We start from the raw sequence: 18,809 nt of genomic DNA on the forward strand, positions 1-18,809 counted from the left end.
ATCGCCAGAACGCCCAAGATCGCTGTGGATTTCAAGGGAATCCAGGACAAGCTCAAAGCCCAGTTCACCGGACTGGATCCCAATGACCCCTCGCAATGGCCGGGTCTGCCTCGCAACCTGTTGTTTGTGGCGGTGTGCGTGGCGGTGGTCGCCGCGCTGTGGTTTGCCTGGCTCAAGAACTCGGATGAAGAGTTGATTGCCGAAAAGGCGCGCGAAGTGCAATTGCGCGAAGACTATCGCAAGAAGCTCGTGCAAGCCGTCAACCTGGACGCCCTGCGAAAACAGCTCGAGCAGGTGCAGCAATACGTGACGCAGCTTGAAAAGCAACTGCCCAGCAAGGCCGAGATGGACGCGCTGCTGTCCGACATCAACCAGGCCGGTCTGGGCCGAAGTCTGCAGTTCGAACTTTTTCGCCCGGGCCAGGTGAGCGTGAAGGAGTACTACGCGGAGTTGCCGATCGCGGTGCGCGTCACCGGGACCTACCATGACATCGGGCTGTTCGCGGCCGACATCGCGAACCTCTCGCGCATCGTCACCCTCAACAACTTGACCCTGACGCCCATCAAAGATCGTGAGGGTATCCTGACGCTGGATTGCACGGCCAAGACTTTCCGTTACCTCGACCAGCAAGAGATCGCAGCGCAGCAAAAGGCTGTCGCACCAAAGGGAGCCAAGCCGTGACGCACCGCCGATGGATCCCAACGGTCGCTGCTGTGTTGCTCGCATCGACATTGGCCGCATGTACTTCGTCCGGGCAGGATGAACTGCAGGTCTGGATGCAGACCGAGCGCAACTCGATCAAGCCCTCTGTCCAGCCCATCCCGGAGCCCACCAAGTTCGTTCCGCAGGCCTACCTGGGTGAACGCCAGATGCAGCCGTTCAGCGAAGAGAAGCTGGCGAGCGTGCTGCGCGGCAGCCAATCAGCGCCCGTGGTCAACGCGGCGCTTCTCGAGCCCGAACTGAACCGCCGCAAACAACCCCTCGAAGCCCATCCGCTGGACGCGATGGCCATGGTGGGCAGCCTCAACCGCGATGGAAAACTGGTGGCACTGGTAAAGGTGGACAGCCTGCTGTACCAGGTCAGGCCCGGCAACTACCTGGGGCAGAACTTCGGACGCGTCACGCGCATCACCGAGACCGAGGTGGTGATGCGCGAGATCGTGCAGGATTCGGCGGGGGAATGGATCGAGCGCGCTGCGGCGCTGCAATTACAAGAGGGTGCTTCTAAATGAACAAGCCAAACAGGGCAACGGGATTCGCAGCATTGGGGCGAGGAGTGCTCAGGGGGGCCGTGCTCGCCTGCATGACGTTGACCACCGTGTGGGCGCAGGCTCAAAACGCGATCCAATCGATCACGGGGGGCATTCAAGGGGGCGTGGAGGTCATCCGCATCAACACCACCCAGCCTTTGGCGGCCTTGCCCACGGGGTTCACCATTCAGGCGCCCGCGCGCATCGCTCTGGATTTCCCCGGCGTCGCGCAACGCCATTGGGCGCAATGCGGTGGACATCAATGAAGGCAACCTTCGCTCGGCCAACGTGGTGCAGGCGGGTGATCGCACCCGCGTGGTCATCAACCTGAAGCAGTCGGCCGCCTATGAGGCCAGGATTGAAGGCAAGACACTGCTGGTGGTGTTGGAGCGTGCTCAACCGGTGACTGCCGCGACGGCGCCACCTTCGGCCTTTGCCGAAAACCGCAACCGCGACGTGGCCGCCTTGCGGGACATCGACTTCCGCCGTGGTGTTGGCAATGCGGGCCGTGTGGTGGTCGAACTGGCGAACAACCAGGTTGGTGTGGACATTCGTCAGCAGGGACAGAACCTGGTCGTCGAATTTCTCAAGACCTCGCTGCCCGAAGGCTTGCGCCGCCGCCTGGACGTCAGCGATTTCGGCACACCGATTCAAAGCGTGACCACCTCGCAGGCGGGTGACCGCGTGCGCATGGTGGTGACCCCGACGGGCAACTGGGAGCATTCGGCGTACCAGAGCGACAACCAGTTCGTGCTGGAAGTGCGTGAACAGAAGATCGATTCTTCCAAGCTGACACAGGGCCCGGGTTACAACGGCGAGAAGCTGTCGCTCAACTTCCAGAACATCGAGGTTCGTTCGCTGCTGCAAGTCATCGCGGACTTCACCAACTTCAACATCGTGACCTCCGATTCGGTCACCGGCGCGGTCACGCTGCGACTCAAGGAGGACGTGCCTTGGGATCAGGCGCTGGACATCATCCTGCAGGCCAAAGGTCTGGGCATGCGCAAGTCCGGCAATGTGCTGTGGATCGCGCCCAAGGATGAGATCGCGGCCCGCGAGAAGCAGGAGCTGGAGTCCAAGGTGTCGATCGAAAGCCTGGAGACCCTGAGAACGCAGGGCTTCCAGATGAACTACGCCAAGGCGGCCGACATCGCAGCGCAACTCACGGCGAGTAGCAGCAGCGCTTCCTCCGGGAGCGGGGCGGCCGGTGCGCGCATCCTGTCCGATCGCGGCAGTGTGATCTCCGAGCCCCGGACCAACCAGCTTTTCGTGACCGATATCGCGTCGCGCCTTGAGCAAGTGCAGGAGCTGATCCGCAAGCTCGACATCCCGATCCGTCAGGTGATGATCGAGGCGCGCATCGTGGAAGCCGATGACACTTTTGGCAAATCCCTGGGCGTGCGGCTGGGTGGTGGTGTTCGCGGCTTTGGTGTGGGCTCGGCCAACGGCAGCCCGATTCAGGGCAACTTCGGTTCGAACTACGGCGCCGCGTCGTCGCTCGGGGGCCCTACGCTGACGTCGGCGCCCTTCGTCAACCTGCCCGCCAATCCCAGCAACGCACAGGCGGCCTCTTTTGCACTGTCGCTGTTCAACCCGAGTGCGTCCCGCTTCCTGAGCCTTGAAATTTCGGCGCTCGAATCGGATGGCAAGGGTCGTATCGTGTCGAGCCCGCGTGTGGTCACCGCCGATCAGGTCAAGGCCTTGATCGAACAGGGCACGGAATTCCCCTACCAGACGGCAACCTCCAGCGGTGCCACGGCGATTGCGTTCCGCAAGGCCAACTTGAAGCTGGAAGTGACGCCGCAGATCACGCCCGAGGGCAACATCATTCTCGACCTCGACATCAACAAGGACAGCCGTGGTGAGTCGACGCCGGACGGTATCGCGATCAACACCAAACACGTGCAGACGCAGGTGCTGGTGGAGAACGGCGGAACGGTGGTGATCGGTGGCATCTTCGAGCAGACCGAACGCGATGAAGTCAACAAGGTGCCCCTGCTGGGCGACTTGCCCGCCGTGGGCAACCTGTTCAAGTCGCGCAACCGCGTCGCGAACAAGTCCGAACTCCTGATCTTCATCACACCACGTGTATTGGGGCGCGCGGCAATCAATTGAGCGTTTCATCGAGCTATCTGATCGGCTTGCCGGGATCCGGCAAGTCGACGGTCGGGCGGCAACTGGCCCGACGCCTCGCTCTCCCCTTCTTCGATTCCGACCACGTGATCGAGCAGCGCCTGGGTTGTTCGATCCGGGAGTTTTTCGAGCGGGAGGGCGAAGCGCGTTTTCGCGACCTCGAAGCCTCTGTCATCGATGAGTTGACGCAAGGACCGGTCGCTGTCGTGTCCACTGGCGGCGGGTCGGTCTTGCGGCCCGAAAACCGCGAGCACCTGCACGGGCGTGGCAAGGTCTTCTACCTGAAATCCACACCGGAAGAGGTGTACCGCCGACTGCGGTACGACCGCAACCGGCCCTTGCTGCAAGTGGAAGATCCGTTGCAGCGCATTCGCGACCTGTTCGACGTGCGCGATCCCCTCTACCGTCAGACCGCGCATTTCGTCATCGAGACCGGTCGCCCTTCGGTGCGCACGCTGGTCAACATGATCGTGATGCAGCTGGAGCTCGATGGGTCGGTGGCGCCCGCTTCCACGCGCCCACCAGTCCCCGGCGCGCCTTAGCGCTTTCCAGACCTTCGGGATGGACACCGAATAAACTCGGTGTCCATGACTTCATCGCACACGGCCCCGCGCACCCAACGGGTGGACATCGATCTCGGCGATCGCAGCTATGGCATCGTCATTGGTGCCGGCCTGCTGGACGCGCCCGAGAGTTATGCCGATCTTCCCAGTGCCGCCAGCGCCATGATCGTCACAAACCAGACGGTGGGGCCTTTGTACCGGGACCGCCTGGTCGACTCTCTGGCGCCGCGCTACAAGGCGATTCACACCGTGGTGCTGCCCGATGGCGAGGCGTACAAGACCTGGGAATCGCTCAACCTCATTTTTGATGCCTTGTTGTCCAACGGTTGCGACCGCAAGACCGTGCTCTTTGCGCTGGGCGGTGGGGTGGTCGGCGACATGACGGGATTCGCTGCCGCGAGCTACATGCGTGGCGTCCCTTTCGTGCAGGTGCCAACCACCTTGCTCGCGCAGGTGGATTCGTCCGTGGGGGGCAAGACGGCCATCAACCACCCGTTGGGCAAAAACATGATCGGGGCCTTTTACCAGCCTCGGCGTGTGCTGTGCGACCTCGACGCGCTCAAGACCTTGCCCGAGCGGGAGCTCAGCGCGGGGTTGGCCGAGGTCATCAAGTACGGACCGATCGCCGACATGGCTTTCCAGGATTGGATCGAAAGCAACATGGACGCACTCATGGCGCGCGACGCCGACGCGCTTGCTTTCGCCGTGCGCCGCAGCTGCGAGATCAAGGCCTGGGTGGTGGGCCAGGACGAACGCGAGTCGGGCATGCGCGCGATTCTGAATTTTCGCCACACCTTCGGGCACGCCATCGAAGCGGGTATGGGTTATGGGGCTTGGCTGCATGGCGAAGCGGTGGGTTGCGGCATGGTCATGGCGGTGCGCCTGTCGGCGGCCCTGGGTCTGGTGGACACCGCTTTTGTCGAACGCCTGACCGCATTGGTTCGGCGCGCGGGCTTGCCCACGGTGGCGCCGGTGCTGGACGCCCAGGACAATGTGGGCCGCTACCTGGAGTTGATGCGGGTGGACAAGAAGTCCGAGGGTGGGGCCATCAAGTTCGTGGTGATCGATGCCCCGGGCCACGCCAGCATGCGCAGCGCCCCCGACGCGGTGGTGGCTCAGGTGATCGAAGCCAGTTGCCGGGCCTGATGGCCGTGCCGACCACCCCCCTGCCCACCGGGCTGGCGGATTTCGCCAGCGATCCGGCGCTCAGTCGGGGACGTCGCCATCCTGAGCCCGAAGCGCCGACCCGCACCGCGTTCCAACGCGACCGGGACCGTGTGATCCATTCGACCGCGTTCAGGCGGCTGGTCTACAAGACCCAGGTGTTCCTGAACCACGAAGGCGACCTGTTCCGCACGCGCCTGACCCATTCGCTGGAGGTCGCTCAGCTGGGTCGGAGCATCGCGCGCTCGCTGCGCCTCAACGAAGACCTTGTCGAGGCCATTGCCCTGGCCCACGATCTGGGCCACACGCCCTTTGGCCATGCCGGGCAGGATGCCCTCAACGCGTGCCTCAAGGCCGCGTCCGCGCAAGCGCTGCCCGGCGATACCGACAGCTGGGGGTTCGAACACAACCTCCAGAGTCTGCGCGTGGTCGATGAACTGGAAGAGCGCTACCCCGCCTTCGACGGTTTGAACCTTTGCTTCGAGACCCGCGAAGGCATTCTCAAACACTGCTCCCGGGCCAACGCCCAGCGGCTGGAGCAACAGGAGCCGGGCGGCGTGGCATCGCGGTTCCTGCAGGGGGGATCGCCCTCGCTGGAGGCGCAGTTGTGCAACCTGGCCGACGAGATCGCCTACAACGCGCACGACATCGACGACGGTGTGCGCTCGGGCTTGTTGACCCTGGACCAGATGGCCGACGTGGAGCTGTTCGAGCACTACCGCCGCACGGCCTTGAAGGCGCATCCGCAGCTGCAGGGGCGCCGCCTGTTGTTCGAGTCCATCCGTCTCATGCTCAGCGACCAGGTCTATGACGTGATCGACACCACGCGCGCGCGGCTCTCGACGGCGCAGGTTCACAGCGCGGACGCCGTGCGCGCGGGTCCGCCGCTGGTGGCCTTCTCCGATGGCATGAGGGAACGCTCGCAAGTGTTGAAAAGTTTCCTGTTTCGCAATCTCTACCGCCATCCGCAGGTGATGGAGACCACGGATCGTGCGCGCCGCGTGGTCAGTGACTTGTTCGATCGCTACATGAACGCGCCTGGCGAATTGCCCGAGGCGCATGGGCGCAAACAACACCTGGCCAGGGCGGTGGCGGACTACATCGCTGGCATGACAGACCGATTTGCCATCCGTGAGCACGAGCGCCTTTATGGCGCCGTGCTGTTCCCATGACGGCGTCTCCCGGCCTCGCTTCGCGGCCGCTGGCGGCCCTGGTGGTCGCCGTAGGCGTCACCTGCGCCTTGCACGTGGGCAAACTGCCGGTGGCGATTCCGGTGTTGCGCGAGAGCCTGGGATTGAGTCTGGTGCAAGCCGGGTTCCTGTTGTCGCTGGTGCAGCTGGCGGGCATGACGCTGGGCTTGGTGGTGGGGCTGATGGCGGATCGGCTGGGTCCTCGCCGCTTCATGCTGGCCGGCTTGCTGTTGCTGGCCACGGGAAGTGCGCTGGGCGCGCTGGCCCCCAACGTTCACGTGTTGCTGGCCACGCGGGTGATCGAGGGCATGGGCTTCCTCTCGGCCGTGTTGCCGGCGCCGGGCCTGCTGCGGCAACGCGTGCACCATGCGCCCACGCTGTCCCGCTCGCTCGGCTGGTGGGGGGCGTACATGCCCCTGGGCACTTCGCTGGCCCTGCTGCTCGGCGTGCCCTTGCTCTCCGCCGTCGGTTGGCGCTGGGCCTGGTTGCTGTTGGCGCTGCTTTCCCTGTTGGCGGCGGTCGGACTGGCGAAATGGGTGACCCCGGACGCACAAGCGCAGTCCGCATCCAGCGCCACGGCCCTGGGCCCACGGCTTCGACGGACCCTGCGGGCGCCCGGCCCCTGGCTGATGGCCTTGGCGTTCTTCCTGTATTCGGGCCAATGGCTGGCCGTGGTCGGTTTCCTGCCGACGATCTACCACCAGGCCGGGTACACCGGCGCCACGGTGGCCGTGCTCAGCGCCCTGGCCGCGGGCATCAACATGGTCGGCAACATTGGCGGGGGCTGGTGGCTCGCCAGGGGCGCGCGCCCTGGTGTGGTGCTGGCGCTGGCCTATGTCGCGATGGGTGTGGGGGCCTGGGTGGCCTTTGGCGCCGAGGGTTACCCGGTGGCGCAGTACCTTGCGGTGTTGGTCTTCTCCGGGGTGGGTGGGCTGATTCCCGGGACGCTGTTTGGCCTGGCGGTCAAACTCGCTCCCGACAACGAGACGGTGTCCACCACGGTGGGCTGGATGCAGCAGTTCTCTGCCATGGGTCAATTTCTCGGGCCGCCGCTGGTGGCCTGGTCCGCCGACCCTGGTCGGCGGCTGGCAATGGACCTGGACCGTGACAGGCGCTTCCTCCTTGCTCGGTGTGCTGCTGGCGGGGCGGCTGCAGGCCGCCTGGCGCGCCCGACCATAATCGGGGTCGGATTCCCTTCGGAGCCGCTTCGCGGCGACGCCCACCTGACCGCACCATGGCCCGTCTTCCCCGCCTGACCGTCGCCGGTTACCCGCACCATGTGATCCAGCGCGGCAACAACCGCCAGGACATCGTGCGCAGCGACGCCGACCGCGAGTTCCTGCTGGAGCTGTTGGGCGACAACGCGCGCAAGCACCAAGTGGCACTCAACGCCTATGTGCTGATGGACAACCATTTCCATCTGCTGCTCACGCCCGAAACGGCGGAGGGTGTACCGCTCATGATGCAGGCGGTGGGGCGGCGCTACGTCCGTTATTTCAACGACCTGTACCACCGCACTGGCACCCTGTGGGAAGGGCGCTACAAATCCACGCTGGTTCAGACCGAACGCTACCTGCTGGCTTGCATGGTCTATCTGGACTTGAACCCCGTGCGCGCTGGCCTGGTGGTGGACCCGAAAAACCATCCCTGGTCAAGCCATCGCCACTACATCGGGCAGACGCCGGACCGGCGGATCACACCGCCCGCCGTGTATTGGGGGCTGGGCAACACCCCGTTCGCGCGCGAAGCGGCGTACACCGAGTTGGTGCATGCGGGGCAATCGGTGGCGCAGCAGGGCGCCATCACCGACGCCACGCTGCACGGCTGGGCGCTCGGGGATGCGGACTTTGCCGCGGAGTTGCAAAAACGCACCCCGCGCCGGATTGCGCGCGGCCGCCCGGGCCGTCCCGCGTCCACCTCCTCCAACGAAACCTGACGCAAGGCTCCGAAGGCCTGGAACGCTTCATCAAAGCGTTTTTAATCTGTCCCCAATAAAACATCGATCAAATTTGTCGGGATTTAAATGGAATCTGACCCCATTTAATCTGCTTGGCATTGTTGTTGCAATGCAATAAGCTCGCAGTCCCGTTTTTGCATTTACGCCCACGAACCGAGAAGGAAGCGCCATGACCACGGCAGCCGAACAACAGCACCTCCAGCAACACGGTCTGTACGACCCTTCCCACGAGCACGACGCTTGTGGCGTGGGTTTCGTGGCCCACATCAAAGGCGAGAAGAGCCACGCCATCGTGAAGCAGGGTCTGAAGATCCTGGAGAACCTGGATCACCGGGGTGCGGTCGGCGCCGACAAGCTCATGGGCGACGGGGCAGGGCTGTTGATCCAGCTGCCCGACGCGCTGTACCGCGAGGAGATGGCGGCCCAGGGCGTGGCGCTGCCGCCGGCGGGGGAGTACGGCGTGGGCATGATCTTCATGCCCAAGGAGCACGCCAGCCGCCTGGCCTGCGAGCAGGAGATGGAGCGTGCGATCGCCGCCGAAGGCCAGGTGCTGCTGGGTTGGCGCGACGTGCCGGTCAACCGCGACATGCCCATGTCGCCCACGGTGCGCGAGAAGGAGCCGATCATCCGCCAGGTCTTCATCGGCCGCGGCAACGACGTGATCGTGCAGGACGCGCTGGAGCGCAAGCTGTACGTGATCCGCAAGACGGCCAGCGCCAACATCCAGCGCCTCAAGCTGACCCACAGCAAAGAGTATTACGTGGTCAGCATGAGCAGCCGCACGGTGGTCTACAAGGGCCTGTTGCTGGCCGATCAGGTGGGCACCTACTTCCGTGATCTGGAAGACGAGCGCTGCGTTTCGGCCCTGGGTCTGGTGCACCAGCGTTTCTCGACCAACACCTTTCCCGAATGGCCGCTCGCCCACCCGTACCGCTATGTCGCGCACAACGGCGAGATCAACACCGTCAAGGGCAACTACAACTGGATGAAGGCGCGCGAGGGCGTGATGTCCTCGCCGGTGCTGGGGGCCGACCTGCAGAAGCTGTACCCGATCAGCTTCGCCAGCCAGTCCGACACCGCCACCTTCGACAACTGCCTCGAGCTGCTCACCATGGCGGGTTACCCGCTGGCCCAGGCCGTGATGATGATGATTCCCGAGCCCTGGGAGCAGCACACCACCATGGACGGCCGCCGCAAGGCCTTCTACGAGTACCACGCCGCGATGATGGAGCCCTGGGACGGCCCGGCCTCCATCGTGTTCACCGACGGCCGCCAGATCGGCGCCACGCTGGACCGCAACGGCCTGCGCCCGTCGCGCTACTGCATCACCGACGACGACTTCGTGATCATGGGCTCCGAGTCGGGCGTGCTGCCCGTGCCGGAAAACAAGATCGTGCGCAAGTGGCGCCTGCAGCCGGGCAAGATGTTCCTGATCGACCTGGAACAGGGTCGCATGATCGACGACGAGGAGCTCAAGGCCAACCTCGCCAACAGCAAGCCCTACAAGCAGTGGATCGACAACCTGCGCATCCGCCTCGATGACGTGGAAACGCCGGTGGCCGGCGAGTCCGCGCAAGAGCAGCGCATCACTGCCACCGAGCCGCAGTCCGCTGGCGTCGAGCGCGTGGCGCCCGAGCTGCTGGACCGCCAGCAGGCCTTCGGCTACACGCAGGAAGACATCAAGTTCCTGATGAGCCCGATGGCCGCCAACGGCGAAGAGGGCATCGGCTCCATGGGCAACGACAGCCCGCTGGCCGTGCTCTCCGACAAGAACAAGCCGCTCTACAACTACTTCAAGCAGCTGTTCGCGCAGGTGACCAACCCGCCGATCGACCCGATCCGCGAAGCGATCGTGATGTCGCTGGTGTCCTTCATCGGTCCCAAGCCCAACCTGCTGGACATCAACCAGGTCAACCCGCCGATGCGCCTGGAAGTGAGCCAGCCCGTACTCGACTTCGCCGACATGGCCAAGCTGCGCGACATCGATGCCGTGACGCAGGGCAAGTTCCGCAGCCACACGCTGGACATCACCTACCCCGCGGCCTGGGGCCGCGAAGGCGTGGAAGCCAAGCTGGCCTCCCTGTGCGCGAGCGCGGTGGACGCGATCAAGGGTGGCAAGAACATCCTGATCATCAGCGACCGCGCCGTCAGCGCCACGCAGATCGCCATTCCCGCGCTGCTGGCGCTGTCCGCGATCCACCAGCACCTGGTGCGTGAAGGCCTGCGCACCACCGCCGGCCTGGTGGTCGAAACCGGCACGGCGCGCGAAGTGCACCACTTCGCCGTGCTCGCCGGCTACGGTGCCGAGGCCGTGCACCCCTACCTGGCCATGGAAACCCTGGCCGCGATCAGCCAGGGCCTGCCGGGCGACCTGAGCGCGGACAAGGCGATCTACAACTACGTCAAGGCGATCGGCAAGGGCCTGTCCAAGATCATGTCCAAGATGGGCGTGTCGACCTACATGTCCTACTGCGGCGCGCAGCTGTTCGAGGCGATCGGCCTCAACAGCGAGACCGTGGACAAGTACTTCACCGGCACCGCCAGCCGCGTGGGCGGCATCGGCGTGTTCGAGATCGCCGAAGAAGGCATTCGCATGCACAAAGCCGCCTTCGGCGACGACCCGGTGCTGGCCACGATGCTGGAAACCGGCGGCGAATACGCCTGGCGCGCCCGGGGCGAGGAGCACATGTGGACGCCCGACGCCATCGCCAAGCTGCAGCACAGCACGCGCGCGAACAACTGGAACACGTACAAGGAGTACGCGCAGCTCATCAACGACCAGAGCCGCCGCCACATGACGCTGCGTGGCCTGTTCGAGTTCAAGATCAACCCCAGCACCGCGATCTCGATCGACGAGGTCGAGCCGGCGGCGGAGATCGTCAAGCGCTTCGCCACCGGCGCGATGTCGCTGGGCTCCATCTCGACCGAGGCCCACGCGACGCTGGCCGTGGCGATGAACCGCATCGGCGGCAAGAGCAACACCGGTGAAGGTGGCGAGGACGCCCTGCGTTACCGCAACGAGCTCAAGGGCATCCCGATCAAGCAGGGCCAGACCATGTCGGACCTGCTGGGCAAGGACACCTTCGAGGTGGACTACGAGCTGCAGGCGGGCGACTCCATGCGCTCCAAGATCAAGCAGGTGGCTTCGGGCCGCTTCGGGGTCACGGCCGAGTACCTCAACAGCGCCGATCAGATCCAGATCAAGATGGCGCAGGGCGCCAAGCCCGGCGAGGGCGGCCAACTGCCCGGTGGCAAGGTGAGCGACTACATCGGCAAGCTGCGCCACAGCGTGCCGGGCGTGGGTCTGATTTCGCCGCCGCCGCACCACGACATCTACTCCATCGAGGACCTGGCGCAGCTGATCCACGACCTGAAGAACGTCGCGCCGCACTCCAGCATCAGCGTCAAGCTGGTGTCCGAGATCGGCGTGGGCACCATCGCCGCGGGCGTGCGCAAGTGCAAGGCCGACCACGTGGTGATCGCGGGCCACGACGGCGGCACGGGCGCCTCGCCCTGGTCGTCCATCAAGCACGCCGGCAGCCCTTGGGAAATCGGCCTGGCCGAAACGCAGCAGACGCTGGTGCTCAACCGCCTGCGCAGCCGCATCCGCGTGCAGGCCGACGGCCAGATGAAGACCGGCCGCGACGTGGTGATCGGTGCCCTGCTCGGCGCCGACGAATTCGGCTTCGCCACCGCGCCGCTGGTGGTCGAGGGCTGCATCATGATGCGCAAGTGCCACCTCAACACCTGCCCGGTGGGCGTGCGCAACGCAGGACCCGGTGCTGCGCAAGAAATTCAGCGGCAAGCCCGAGCACGTGGTGAACTACTTCTTCTTCATCGCCGAAGAAGCGCGCCAGATCATGGCGCAGCTGGGCATCCGCAAGTTCGACGACCTGATCGGCCGCGCCGACCTGCTGGACATGAAGCAGGGCATCGAACACTGGAAGGCGCGCGGCCTGGACTTCGGCCGCCTGCTGGCGCAGCCGATCGTGCCGGCCGACGTACCGCGTTTCCACACCCAGAATCAGGAGCATGGGCTGGAGAAGTCGCTCGACAACATCCTGATCCAGAAGTCGCGCGCGGCGATCGACAAGGGCGAGCGCGTGCAGTTCATCGAGGTGGCGCGCAACGTCAACCGCTCGGTGGGCGCGATGCTCTCGGGCGCCGTGACGAAGGTGCACCCCGAAGGCCTGCCGGACGACACCATCCGCATCCAGCTCGAGGGCACGGGCGGCCAGTCGTTCGGCGCCTTCCTCACGCGCGGCATCACGCTGTACCTGATCGGCGACGCCAACGACTACACCGGCAAGGGCCTCTCCGGCGGCCGCGTGGTGGTGCGCCCCAGCATCGACTTCCGCGGCGAAGCCACGCGCAACATCATCGTGGGCAACACCGTGATGTACGGCGCCACCACCGGTGAAGCCTTCTTCAGCGGCGTGGCCGGCGAGCGGTTCGCGGTGCGCCTGTCGGGCGCCACCGCGGTGGTGGAAGGCACGGGCGACCACGGTTGTGAATACATGACCGGCGGCACCGTGGTGGTGCTGGGCAAGACCGGTCGCAACTTCGCCGCCGGCATGAGCGGCGGCATTGCCTACGTGTACGACGAGGACGGCGACTTCGCCAAGCGCTGCAACACGGCCATGGTCAGCCTGGAAAAGGTGCTGTCCGCCACCGAGCAGGAAGCCACGCTGGACCGCGCCATCTGGCACCGCGACCTGAGCGACGAAGCGCAGCTGAAGAAGCTGCTGGAGGAGCACAACCGCTGGACCGGCAGCAAGCGCGCGCGCGAACTGCTCGACACCTGGGCGCAGTCGCGCGGCAAGTTCGTGAAGGTGTTCCCGAACGAATACAAGCGCGCCCTGGGCGAGATCCACGCCCGCAAGGCCGCCGCCGTCGTCACCACCAAGGCCCAGACCACGGCGAAAACAGCCACGGCGCCCGCCAAGTAAGCCCGCCGCACGCACGAACACGAAGGAATCGCATCATGGGAAAAGTCACCGGCTTCATGGAATACGAGCGTCTGGAAGAGGGCTACAAGCCCGTGCCCGAGCGCCTGAAGCACTACAAGGAATTTGTCGTCGGCCTCAATGAGCCGCAATCCAAGGTTCAGGCCGCGCGTTGCATGGACTGCGGCACGCCGTTCTGCAACAGCGGCTGCCCGGTCAACAACATCATTCCGGACTTCAACGACCTCGTGTACCAGGGCGATTGGCAGAACGCCATCACCGTGCTGCACAGCACCAACAACTTCCCCGAGTTCACCGGCCGCATCTGCCCCGCGCCCTGCGAGGCTGCCTGCACGCTGAACGTGAACGACGATGCCGTGGGCATCAAGTCGATCGAGCACGCCATCATCGACCGCGCCTGGGCCGAAGGCTGGGTGCAGCCGCAGCCGCCGCGCCACAAGACCGGCAAGAAGATCGCCGTGGTGGGTTCGGGCCCGGCCGGCATGGCCGCGGCACAGCAGCTCGCGCGCGCCGGTCATGACGTGACCCTGTTCGAGAAGAACGACCGCGTCGGTGGCCTGCTGCGCTACGGCATTCCCGACTTCAAGATGGAGAAGAGCCACATCGACCTGCGCGTCAAGCAGATGGAAGCCGAAGGCGTGGTGTTCCGCACCGGCGTCATGGTCGGCACCCTGCCCAAGGGCAGCAAGGTCACGAACTGGGCCAAGGAAACCGTCACGCCCGAGCAGCTGCAGAAGGACTTCGATGCCGTGCTGCTGACCGGCGGCTCCGAGCAGAGCCGCGACCTGCCCGTGCCTGGCCGCGATCTCGACGGCATCCATTTCGCGATGGAGTTCCTGCCGCAGCAGAACAAGGTCAACGCCGGCGACAAGCTCAAGGGCCAGCTGCGCGCCGACGGCAAGCACGTCATCGTGATCGGCGGCGGCGACACCGGCAGCGACTGCGTGGGCACCAGCAACCGCCACGGCGCGGTCAGCGTCACGCAGTTCGAGGTGATGCCGCAGCCGCCGGAAGAAGAGAACAAACCCCTGGTGTGGCCCTACTGGCCGCTCAAGCTGCGCACCAGCTCCAGCCACGAGGAAGGCTGCGTGCGCGAGTTCGCCATCTCCACCAAGGAATTCATCGGCGAAAAAGGCAAGGTCACCGGCCTCACGACCGTGCACGTCGAGATGAAGGACGGCAAGCTGGTCGAGATCCCCGGCACGGAAAAGACCTACAAGGCCGACATGGTGCTGCTCGCCATGGGCTTCGTGAACCCGGTCGCCACCATCCTGGACGGCTTCGGTGTCGAGAAGGACGCGCGCGGCAACGCCAAGGCCAGCACCGACTTCACGGGTGGCTACGCGACCAACGTGCCCAAGGTGTTCGCCGCTGGCGACATGCGCCGTGGCCAGAGTCTGGTGGTGTGGGCGATCCGCGAAGGCCGCCAGGCCGCGCGCGCGGTGGACGAATTCCTGATGGGCTTCTCCGACCTGCCTCGCTGACATTTATCGAAACAAAACGGCGTCGAGGGTTTACCCCTGAATCCCGTATCATCCAAAAACCGGGCGCTGAACTGCCCGGTTTTTGTTTGATGCCCACCGACTCCACCTCCCCTCTGGTCGAACTGCGCAACCTGACCTTCGGTTACGGCGAGCGCGCCATCCTCGACAACATCTCGCTGACCGTGCCGCGTGGCAAGGTCACGGCGCTCATGGGTGCGTCCGGCGGCGGCAAGACCACGGTGCTGAAGTTGATCGGTGGTCAGATCCGCGGCCAGTCCGGCCAGACCCTGTTCGACGGACAGGACGTCACCACCATGGGCCCGAAGGCGCTGTACGAAGCGCGTCGGCGCATGGGCATGCTGTTCCAGTTCGGCGCCTTGTTCACCGACATGAGTGTGTTCGACAACGTGGCCTTCCCGTTGCGCGAGCACACGCAGTTGCCCGAAGCCATGGTGCGCGACATCGTGTTGATGAAGCTCAACGCGGTCGGCCTGCGCGGTGCACGCGACCTCATGCCCAGCGAGCTCTCCGGCGGCATGGCCCGGCGCGTGGCGCTGGCGCGCGCGATCGCGCTGGACCCCGAACTCGTGATGTACGACGAGCCCTTCGCCGGCCTGGACCCGATTTCGCTCGGCACCGCCGCGCGCCTGATTCGCCAGCTCAACGATGCCATGGGGCTGACCAGCATCGTGGTCTCGCACGACCTCGACGAAACCTTCCATATCGCCGACCAAGTGATCGTGCTGGCCAACGGCAAGATCGCCGCCCAGGGCACGCCCGAGGAAGTGCGGCACAGTCAGGATCCGCTGGTGCACCAGTTCGTCAACGCCCTGCCCGACGGGCCGGTGCGTTTCCACCACCCGGGCCCGGAACTCCTGGAAGATTTCGGCCCCACCCGCCGGGGAGCACGCCCATGAATGCCCTGCATCCCGCCCGCGTGGGCCGTGCGGTGCGCCTGCAACTCGCCGGCATCGGCCATGGCACCCGCCTGTTCGGGCGCCTGGTGTGGCTGATGGGGGCCGCGCTGCGCCGGCCCTCGCTGGTGCGCGACCAGATCCATTTCCTGGGCAACCACTCACTGGCCATCATCAGCGTCTCCGGCCTGTTCGTCGGCTTCGTGCTCAGCCTGCAGGGTTACTACACGCTGCAGCGCTACGGCGCCACCGAGGCGCTGGGCCTGCTGGTGGCGCTCTCGCTCATGCGCGAACTCGGCCCGGTGGTCACGGCCCTGCTGTTCGCGGGCCGCGCCGGCACCTCGCTCACGGCCGAGATCGGCCTCATGAAGGCCGGCGAGCAGCTCAGCGCCATGGAAATGATGGCCGTCGACCCGGTGCGCCGCGTGCTGGCGCCGCGTTTCGTGGCTGGCGTCATCACCATGCCCTTGCTCGCCGCGGTGTTCAGCGCCGTGGGCATCGTGGGTGGCTGGGTGGTGGGCGTGCTGCTCATCGGCCTGGACGGCGGCGCCTTCTGGAGCCAGATGCAAGGCGGGGTGGACGTCTGGGCCGACGTGGGCAACGGCATCATCAAGAGCGTGGTGTTCGGCTTCGCCGTCACCTTCGTGGCCCTGCTGCAGGGCTTCGATGCGCATCCCACGCCCGAAGGGGTTTCTCGCGCCACCACCCGCACGGTGGTGGTGGCTTCGCTGAGCGTGCTGGCGCTGGACTTCGTCCTCACCGCCATGATGTTCAGCATCTGATTGGAGTGGACGGACATGCAAACTTCCAAAAATGACGTCTGGGTGGGGCTGTTCGTGCTGATCGGCGCGGCCGCCATCCTGTTTCTCGCGCTGCAGTCGGCCAACCTGCTCAGCCTGAATTTCGAGAAGACCTACCACGTGGTCGGCCGCTTCGACAACATCGGCGGCCTCAAGCCCAAGGCGGCCGTGCGCAGCGCCGGCGTGTTGGTCGGTCGTGTCGAGTCCATCACCTTCGACGACAAGACTTTCCAGGCCAACATCCGGCTGGAGCTGCAATCGCGCTACGCCTTCCCCAAGGACAGCTCGCTCAAGATCCTCACCAGTGGCCTGCTCGGCGAGCAGTACATCGGCATCGAGCCGGGTGGCGACGAGCGCAACTTCGCCGACGGCGATGTGGTGACCCAGACGCAATCGGCCATCGTCCTGGAGAACCTGATCAGCCAGTTTCTCTTCAGCCGCGCCGCCGATGGCAGCAACAACAAGGAAGCCGAAACGGCGAAATAGCGCTGTGGGGGCTTTGCAACGCCCCTCACGAAGGCATTCCAGGGGCGCCGAAAATGCAGGCTGTTCGCAAAAACAACAGCCGGGTGCACAACCCAGGGGAACCCACAACATGACACACCTTCACAGCCCCATCGGGGCGGTCTGCAAAGGCGCCACGCTGGCGCTGACGTTTTCATTGATGGCCGGCTGCGCCACGGGCCCGGACGCCAACCCGCGCGATCCGCTCGAACCGTTCAACCGTGGCGTCTACCAGTTCAACGATGCCGTGGACACGGCGGTGCTCAAGCCCGTCGCCACCGCCTACCAGAAGGTCACGCCCAGCCCGGTGCGCACCGGCGTGGGCAACTTCTTCGGCAACCTGGGCGACCTCTGGTCCTCGGTGAATGCCGGCCTGCAACTACGCCCGCGCGAGGCGACCGAAAACCTCATGCGTTTCAGCGTGAACACGGTGTTCGGCCTGGCCGGCTTGCTCGACATCGCCAGTGAAATGGGCATCCCCCGCACGCGCCTGGATTTTCGCCAGACGATGGGTCGCTGGGGCGCGCCGTCGGGCCCTTATCTGGTGCTGCCGCTCCTGGGGCCCTCGTCGGTGCGCGACGGCACGGGCTTGATCGTGGACGTGGTCGGCGACCCCGTGACGGGTGTGGACCATGTGCCCACGCGCAACTCCCTGATGGCGCTGCGCGTGGTCGACACCCGCGCCGGGCTGCTGCGCGCCGGCACCCTGCTGGACGACGCCGCACTGGACAAATACAGCTTCATGCGCGATTTCTACCTCAACCGCCGGCAAAACCAGATCGAAGACCTGATCGACAAGGGCATCGGGCTCGGCGACGGTGAGCAGTGAGGACGGCCACACGGATACGAATCGCAACGATTGAGGGGGAACCGCTTCACAATCCGGGCCCTCGGATGAACTACGCTGCGGTGTCTGCAGCAAGGCCGCCTGGCCTCGAAAGGAACCACATGATGAAACGCCGCTCCTGGCTCGCCGCCCTGTTGATGTCTGCCGCAGCGGGTGTTGTCTCGCTTCCCGCGCTCGCACAGGACGAGGCGCCGGACGCCATGGTCAAGCGCCTGTCCGCCGAGGTGCTGGCCACCATCAAGGCCGACCCGGCCATCCAGGCGGGTGACGTGAACCGCATCATCGCGCTGGTGGACAGCAAGATCATGCCCAACGTGAATTTCTCGCGCATGACCGCTTCCGTGGTGGGCCGCTACTGGCGCCAGGCCACGCCCGAGCAGCAGAAGCAGCTGCAGGACGAGTTCAAGACCCTGCTGGTGCGCACCTATTCGGGCGCGTTGGGCGAGGTCCGGGACCAGACCCTGAGCTTCCGCCCGATGCGCTCCAAGCCCGAGGACACCGAGGTGGTGGTGCGCTCCGAGGTGCGGGGCAAGGGCGATCCGATCCAGCTCGACTACCGCATGGAAAAGACGCCCGCCGGCTGGAAGATCTATGACCTGAACGTGCTTGGCGTCTGGCTGGTCGAAACCTACCGCACCCAGTTCGCCCAGGAAATCAGCAGCAAGGGCATCGACGGCCTGATCGCTTCGCTGGCGCAGCGCAACAAGAGCGGTGCGGCCCCCAAGGCCAGCTGACGCCATGCCTACCACGCTTGAATTGCCCGAGCGGCTGACTTTGGTCGAGGCGGACCAGACCCTGGCGCGCCTCGGCGGTGAGCTGGCCGGCCAGTCGGAGGCCACGGTGGTGGTCAACGCCCGCCCGTTGCAGGTGTTCGACTCCTCGGCGCTGTCGGTGCTGCTGGAGCTGCGCCGCCGCCTGTTGACCCAGGGCAAGGCCTTGCAGGTCAGCGGCTGGCCCCGGCGGCTGGAAGACCTCGCCTCGCTCTACGGCGTGCACGAACTGCTCGCGGCCTGAGGCGCGGCCAAGCGACCCCGCG

14 protein-coding genes and 2 pseudogenes are annotated in these 18,809 nt (G+C 65.4%); all 16 read left to right on the forward strand.

Annotated features, from left to right (window positions below):
* The 16 genes and pseudogenes from ACFJI0_RS02615 to ACFJI0_RS02690 all read left to right on the forward strand — a co-directional run bounded on the left by ACFJI0_RS02615 (position 1) and on the right by ACFJI0_RS02690 (position 18,787).
* On the forward strand, positions 1–681 hold the full coding sequence (locus ACFJI0_RS02615; protein WP_382325894.1) for a type 4a pilus biogenesis protein PilO: 681 nt from the start codon (positions 1–3) through the stop codon (positions 679–681).
* On the forward strand, positions 678–1,232 hold the full coding sequence (locus ACFJI0_RS02620) for a pilus assembly protein PilP (RefSeq protein WP_382323344.1): 555 nt from the start codon (positions 678–680) through the stop codon (positions 1,230–1,232). The genes ACFJI0_RS02615 and ACFJI0_RS02620 overlap by 4 nt, the downstream gene beginning before the upstream one ends.
* A pseudogene (gene pilQ, locus ACFJI0_RS02625) lies at positions 1,229–3,365 on the forward strand (type IV pilus secretin PilQ). Before ACFJI0_RS02620 ends, pilQ begins: the two are co-directional and overlap by 4 nt.
* Complete coding sequence (locus ACFJI0_RS02630) at positions 3,362–3,925, forward strand: shikimate kinase (protein WP_382323345.1); 564 nt, start codon at positions 3,362–3,364, stop codon at positions 3,923–3,925. Before pilQ ends, ACFJI0_RS02630 begins: the two are co-directional and overlap by 4 nt.
* Positions 3,926–3,970: 45 nt before the next feature.
* Positions 3,971–5,092, forward strand: coding sequence for a 3-dehydroquinate synthase (gene aroB, locus ACFJI0_RS02635; protein ID WP_382323346.1), 1,122 nt, complete (start codon positions 3,971–3,973; stop codon positions 5,090–5,092).
* Positions 5,092–6,282, forward strand: a complete 1,191-nt coding sequence (locus ACFJI0_RS02640; protein ID WP_382323347.1) for a deoxyguanosinetriphosphate triphosphohydrolase — start codon at positions 5,092–5,094, stop codon at positions 6,280–6,282. Before aroB ends, ACFJI0_RS02640 begins: the two co-directional genes overlap by 1 nt.
* Positions 6,279–7,556, forward strand: coding sequence for a CynX/NimT family MFS transporter (locus tag ACFJI0_RS02645; RefSeq protein ID WP_382323348.1), 1,278 nt, complete (start codon positions 6,279–6,281; stop codon positions 7,554–7,556). The genes ACFJI0_RS02640 and ACFJI0_RS02645 overlap by 4 nt, the downstream gene beginning before the upstream one ends.
* Positions 7,535–8,236: a transposase gene (locus ACFJI0_RS02650; RefSeq protein ID WP_382323349.1), complete on the forward strand. Its 702-nt coding sequence runs from the start codon at positions 7,535–7,537 to the stop codon at positions 8,234–8,236. Before ACFJI0_RS02645 ends, ACFJI0_RS02650 begins: the two co-directional genes overlap by 22 nt.
* A gap of 190 nt (positions 8,237–8,426) precedes the next feature.
* Positions 8,427–13,206: pseudogene (locus ACFJI0_RS02655) on the forward strand (glutamate synthase-related protein).
* A gap of 35 nt (positions 13,207–13,241) precedes the next feature.
* On the forward strand, positions 13,242–14,708 hold the full coding sequence (locus tag ACFJI0_RS02660) for a glutamate synthase subunit beta (RefSeq protein WP_382323350.1): 1,467 nt from the start codon (positions 13,242–13,244) through the stop codon (positions 14,706–14,708).
* Between the two features lie 89 nt (positions 14,709–14,797).
* Complete coding sequence (locus ACFJI0_RS02665) at positions 14,798–15,625, forward strand: ABC transporter ATP-binding protein (protein ID WP_382323351.1); 828 nt, start codon at positions 14,798–14,800, stop codon at positions 15,623–15,625.
* Positions 15,622–16,404, forward strand: a complete 783-nt coding sequence (mlaE, locus tag ACFJI0_RS02670; protein ID WP_297397875.1) for a lipid asymmetry maintenance ABC transporter permease subunit MlaE — start codon at positions 15,622–15,624, stop codon at positions 16,402–16,404. Before ACFJI0_RS02665 ends, mlaE begins: the two co-directional genes overlap by 4 nt.
* Before the next feature lie 15 nt (positions 16,405–16,419).
* Positions 16,420–16,908 (forward strand): outer membrane lipid asymmetry maintenance protein MlaD, encoded by a 489-nt coding sequence (mlaD, locus tag ACFJI0_RS02675; RefSeq protein WP_382323352.1) that lies wholly within the window; start codon positions 16,420–16,422, stop codon positions 16,906–16,908.
* 109 nt (positions 16,909–17,017) lie between these two features.
* Positions 17,018–17,755 carry a VacJ family lipoprotein gene (locus ACFJI0_RS02680; RefSeq protein WP_382323353.1) on the forward strand — a complete coding sequence of 246 codons (738 nt, stop codon included), beginning with the start codon at positions 17,018–17,020 and terminating at the stop codon, positions 17,753–17,755.
* A gap of 122 nt (positions 17,756–17,877) precedes the next feature.
* Positions 17,878–18,507 carry a phospholipid-binding protein MlaC gene (locus ACFJI0_RS02685; RefSeq protein WP_382323354.1) on the forward strand — a complete coding sequence of 210 codons (630 nt, stop codon included), beginning with the start codon at positions 17,878–17,880 and terminating at the stop codon, positions 18,505–18,507.
* A 4-nt stretch (positions 18,508–18,511) separates the two neighbouring features.
* Positions 18,512–18,787 carry an STAS domain-containing protein gene (locus tag ACFJI0_RS02690; protein ID WP_382323355.1) on the forward strand — a complete coding sequence of 92 codons (276 nt, stop codon included), beginning with the start codon at positions 18,512–18,514 and terminating at the stop codon, positions 18,785–18,787.
* Positions 18,788–18,809: the final 22 nt, after the last annotated feature.

The sequence above is a fragment of the Hydrogenophaga sp. UC242_53 genome, from assembly GCF_042696965.1.
Taxonomy (GTDB): Bacteria; Pseudomonadota; Gammaproteobacteria; order Burkholderiales; family Burkholderiaceae_C; genus Hydrogenophaga.

Excerpts from the sequence above, each read along its gene's own strand:
- ACFJI0_RS02660 (WP_382323350.1), top strand. The coding sequence starts at position 13,242 with ATGGGAAAAGTCACCGGCTTCATGGAATACGAGCGTCTGGAAGAGGGC.
- aroB (WP_382323346.1), top strand. The coding sequence starts at position 3,971 with ATGACTTCATCGCACACGGCCCCGCGCACCCAACGGGTGGACATCGAT.
- ACFJI0_RS02685 (WP_382323354.1), top strand. The coding sequence starts at position 17,878 with ATGAAACGCCGCTCCTGGCTCGCCGCCCTGTTGATGTCTGCCGCAGCG.
- ACFJI0_RS02690 (WP_382323355.1), top strand. The coding sequence starts at position 18,512 with ATGCCTACCACGCTTGAATTGCCCGAGCGGCTGACTTTGGTCGAGGCG.
- mlaE (WP_297397875.1), top strand. The coding sequence starts at position 15,622 with ATGAATGCCCTGCATCCCGCCCGCGTGGGCCGTGCGGTGCGCCTGCAA.
- ACFJI0_RS02645 (WP_382323348.1), top strand. The coding sequence starts at position 6,279 with ATGACGGCGTCTCCCGGCCTCGCTTCGCGGCCGCTGGCGGCCCTGGTG.
- ACFJI0_RS02680 (WP_382323353.1), top strand. The coding sequence starts at position 17,018 with ATGACACACCTTCACAGCCCCATCGGGGCGGTCTGCAAAGGCGCCACG.
- ACFJI0_RS02640 (WP_382323347.1), top strand. The coding sequence starts at position 5,092 with ATGGCCGTGCCGACCACCCCCCTGCCCACCGGGCTGGCGGATTTCGCC.
- ACFJI0_RS02665 (WP_382323351.1), top strand. The coding sequence starts at position 14,798 with ATGCCCACCGACTCCACCTCCCCTCTGGTCGAACTGCGCAACCTGACC.
- ACFJI0_RS02650 (WP_382323349.1), top strand. The coding sequence starts at position 7,535 with ATGGCCCGTCTTCCCCGCCTGACCGTCGCCGGTTACCCGCACCATGTG.
- mlaD (WP_382323352.1), top strand. The coding sequence starts at position 16,420 with ATGCAAACTTCCAAAAATGACGTCTGGGTGGGGCTGTTCGTGCTGATC.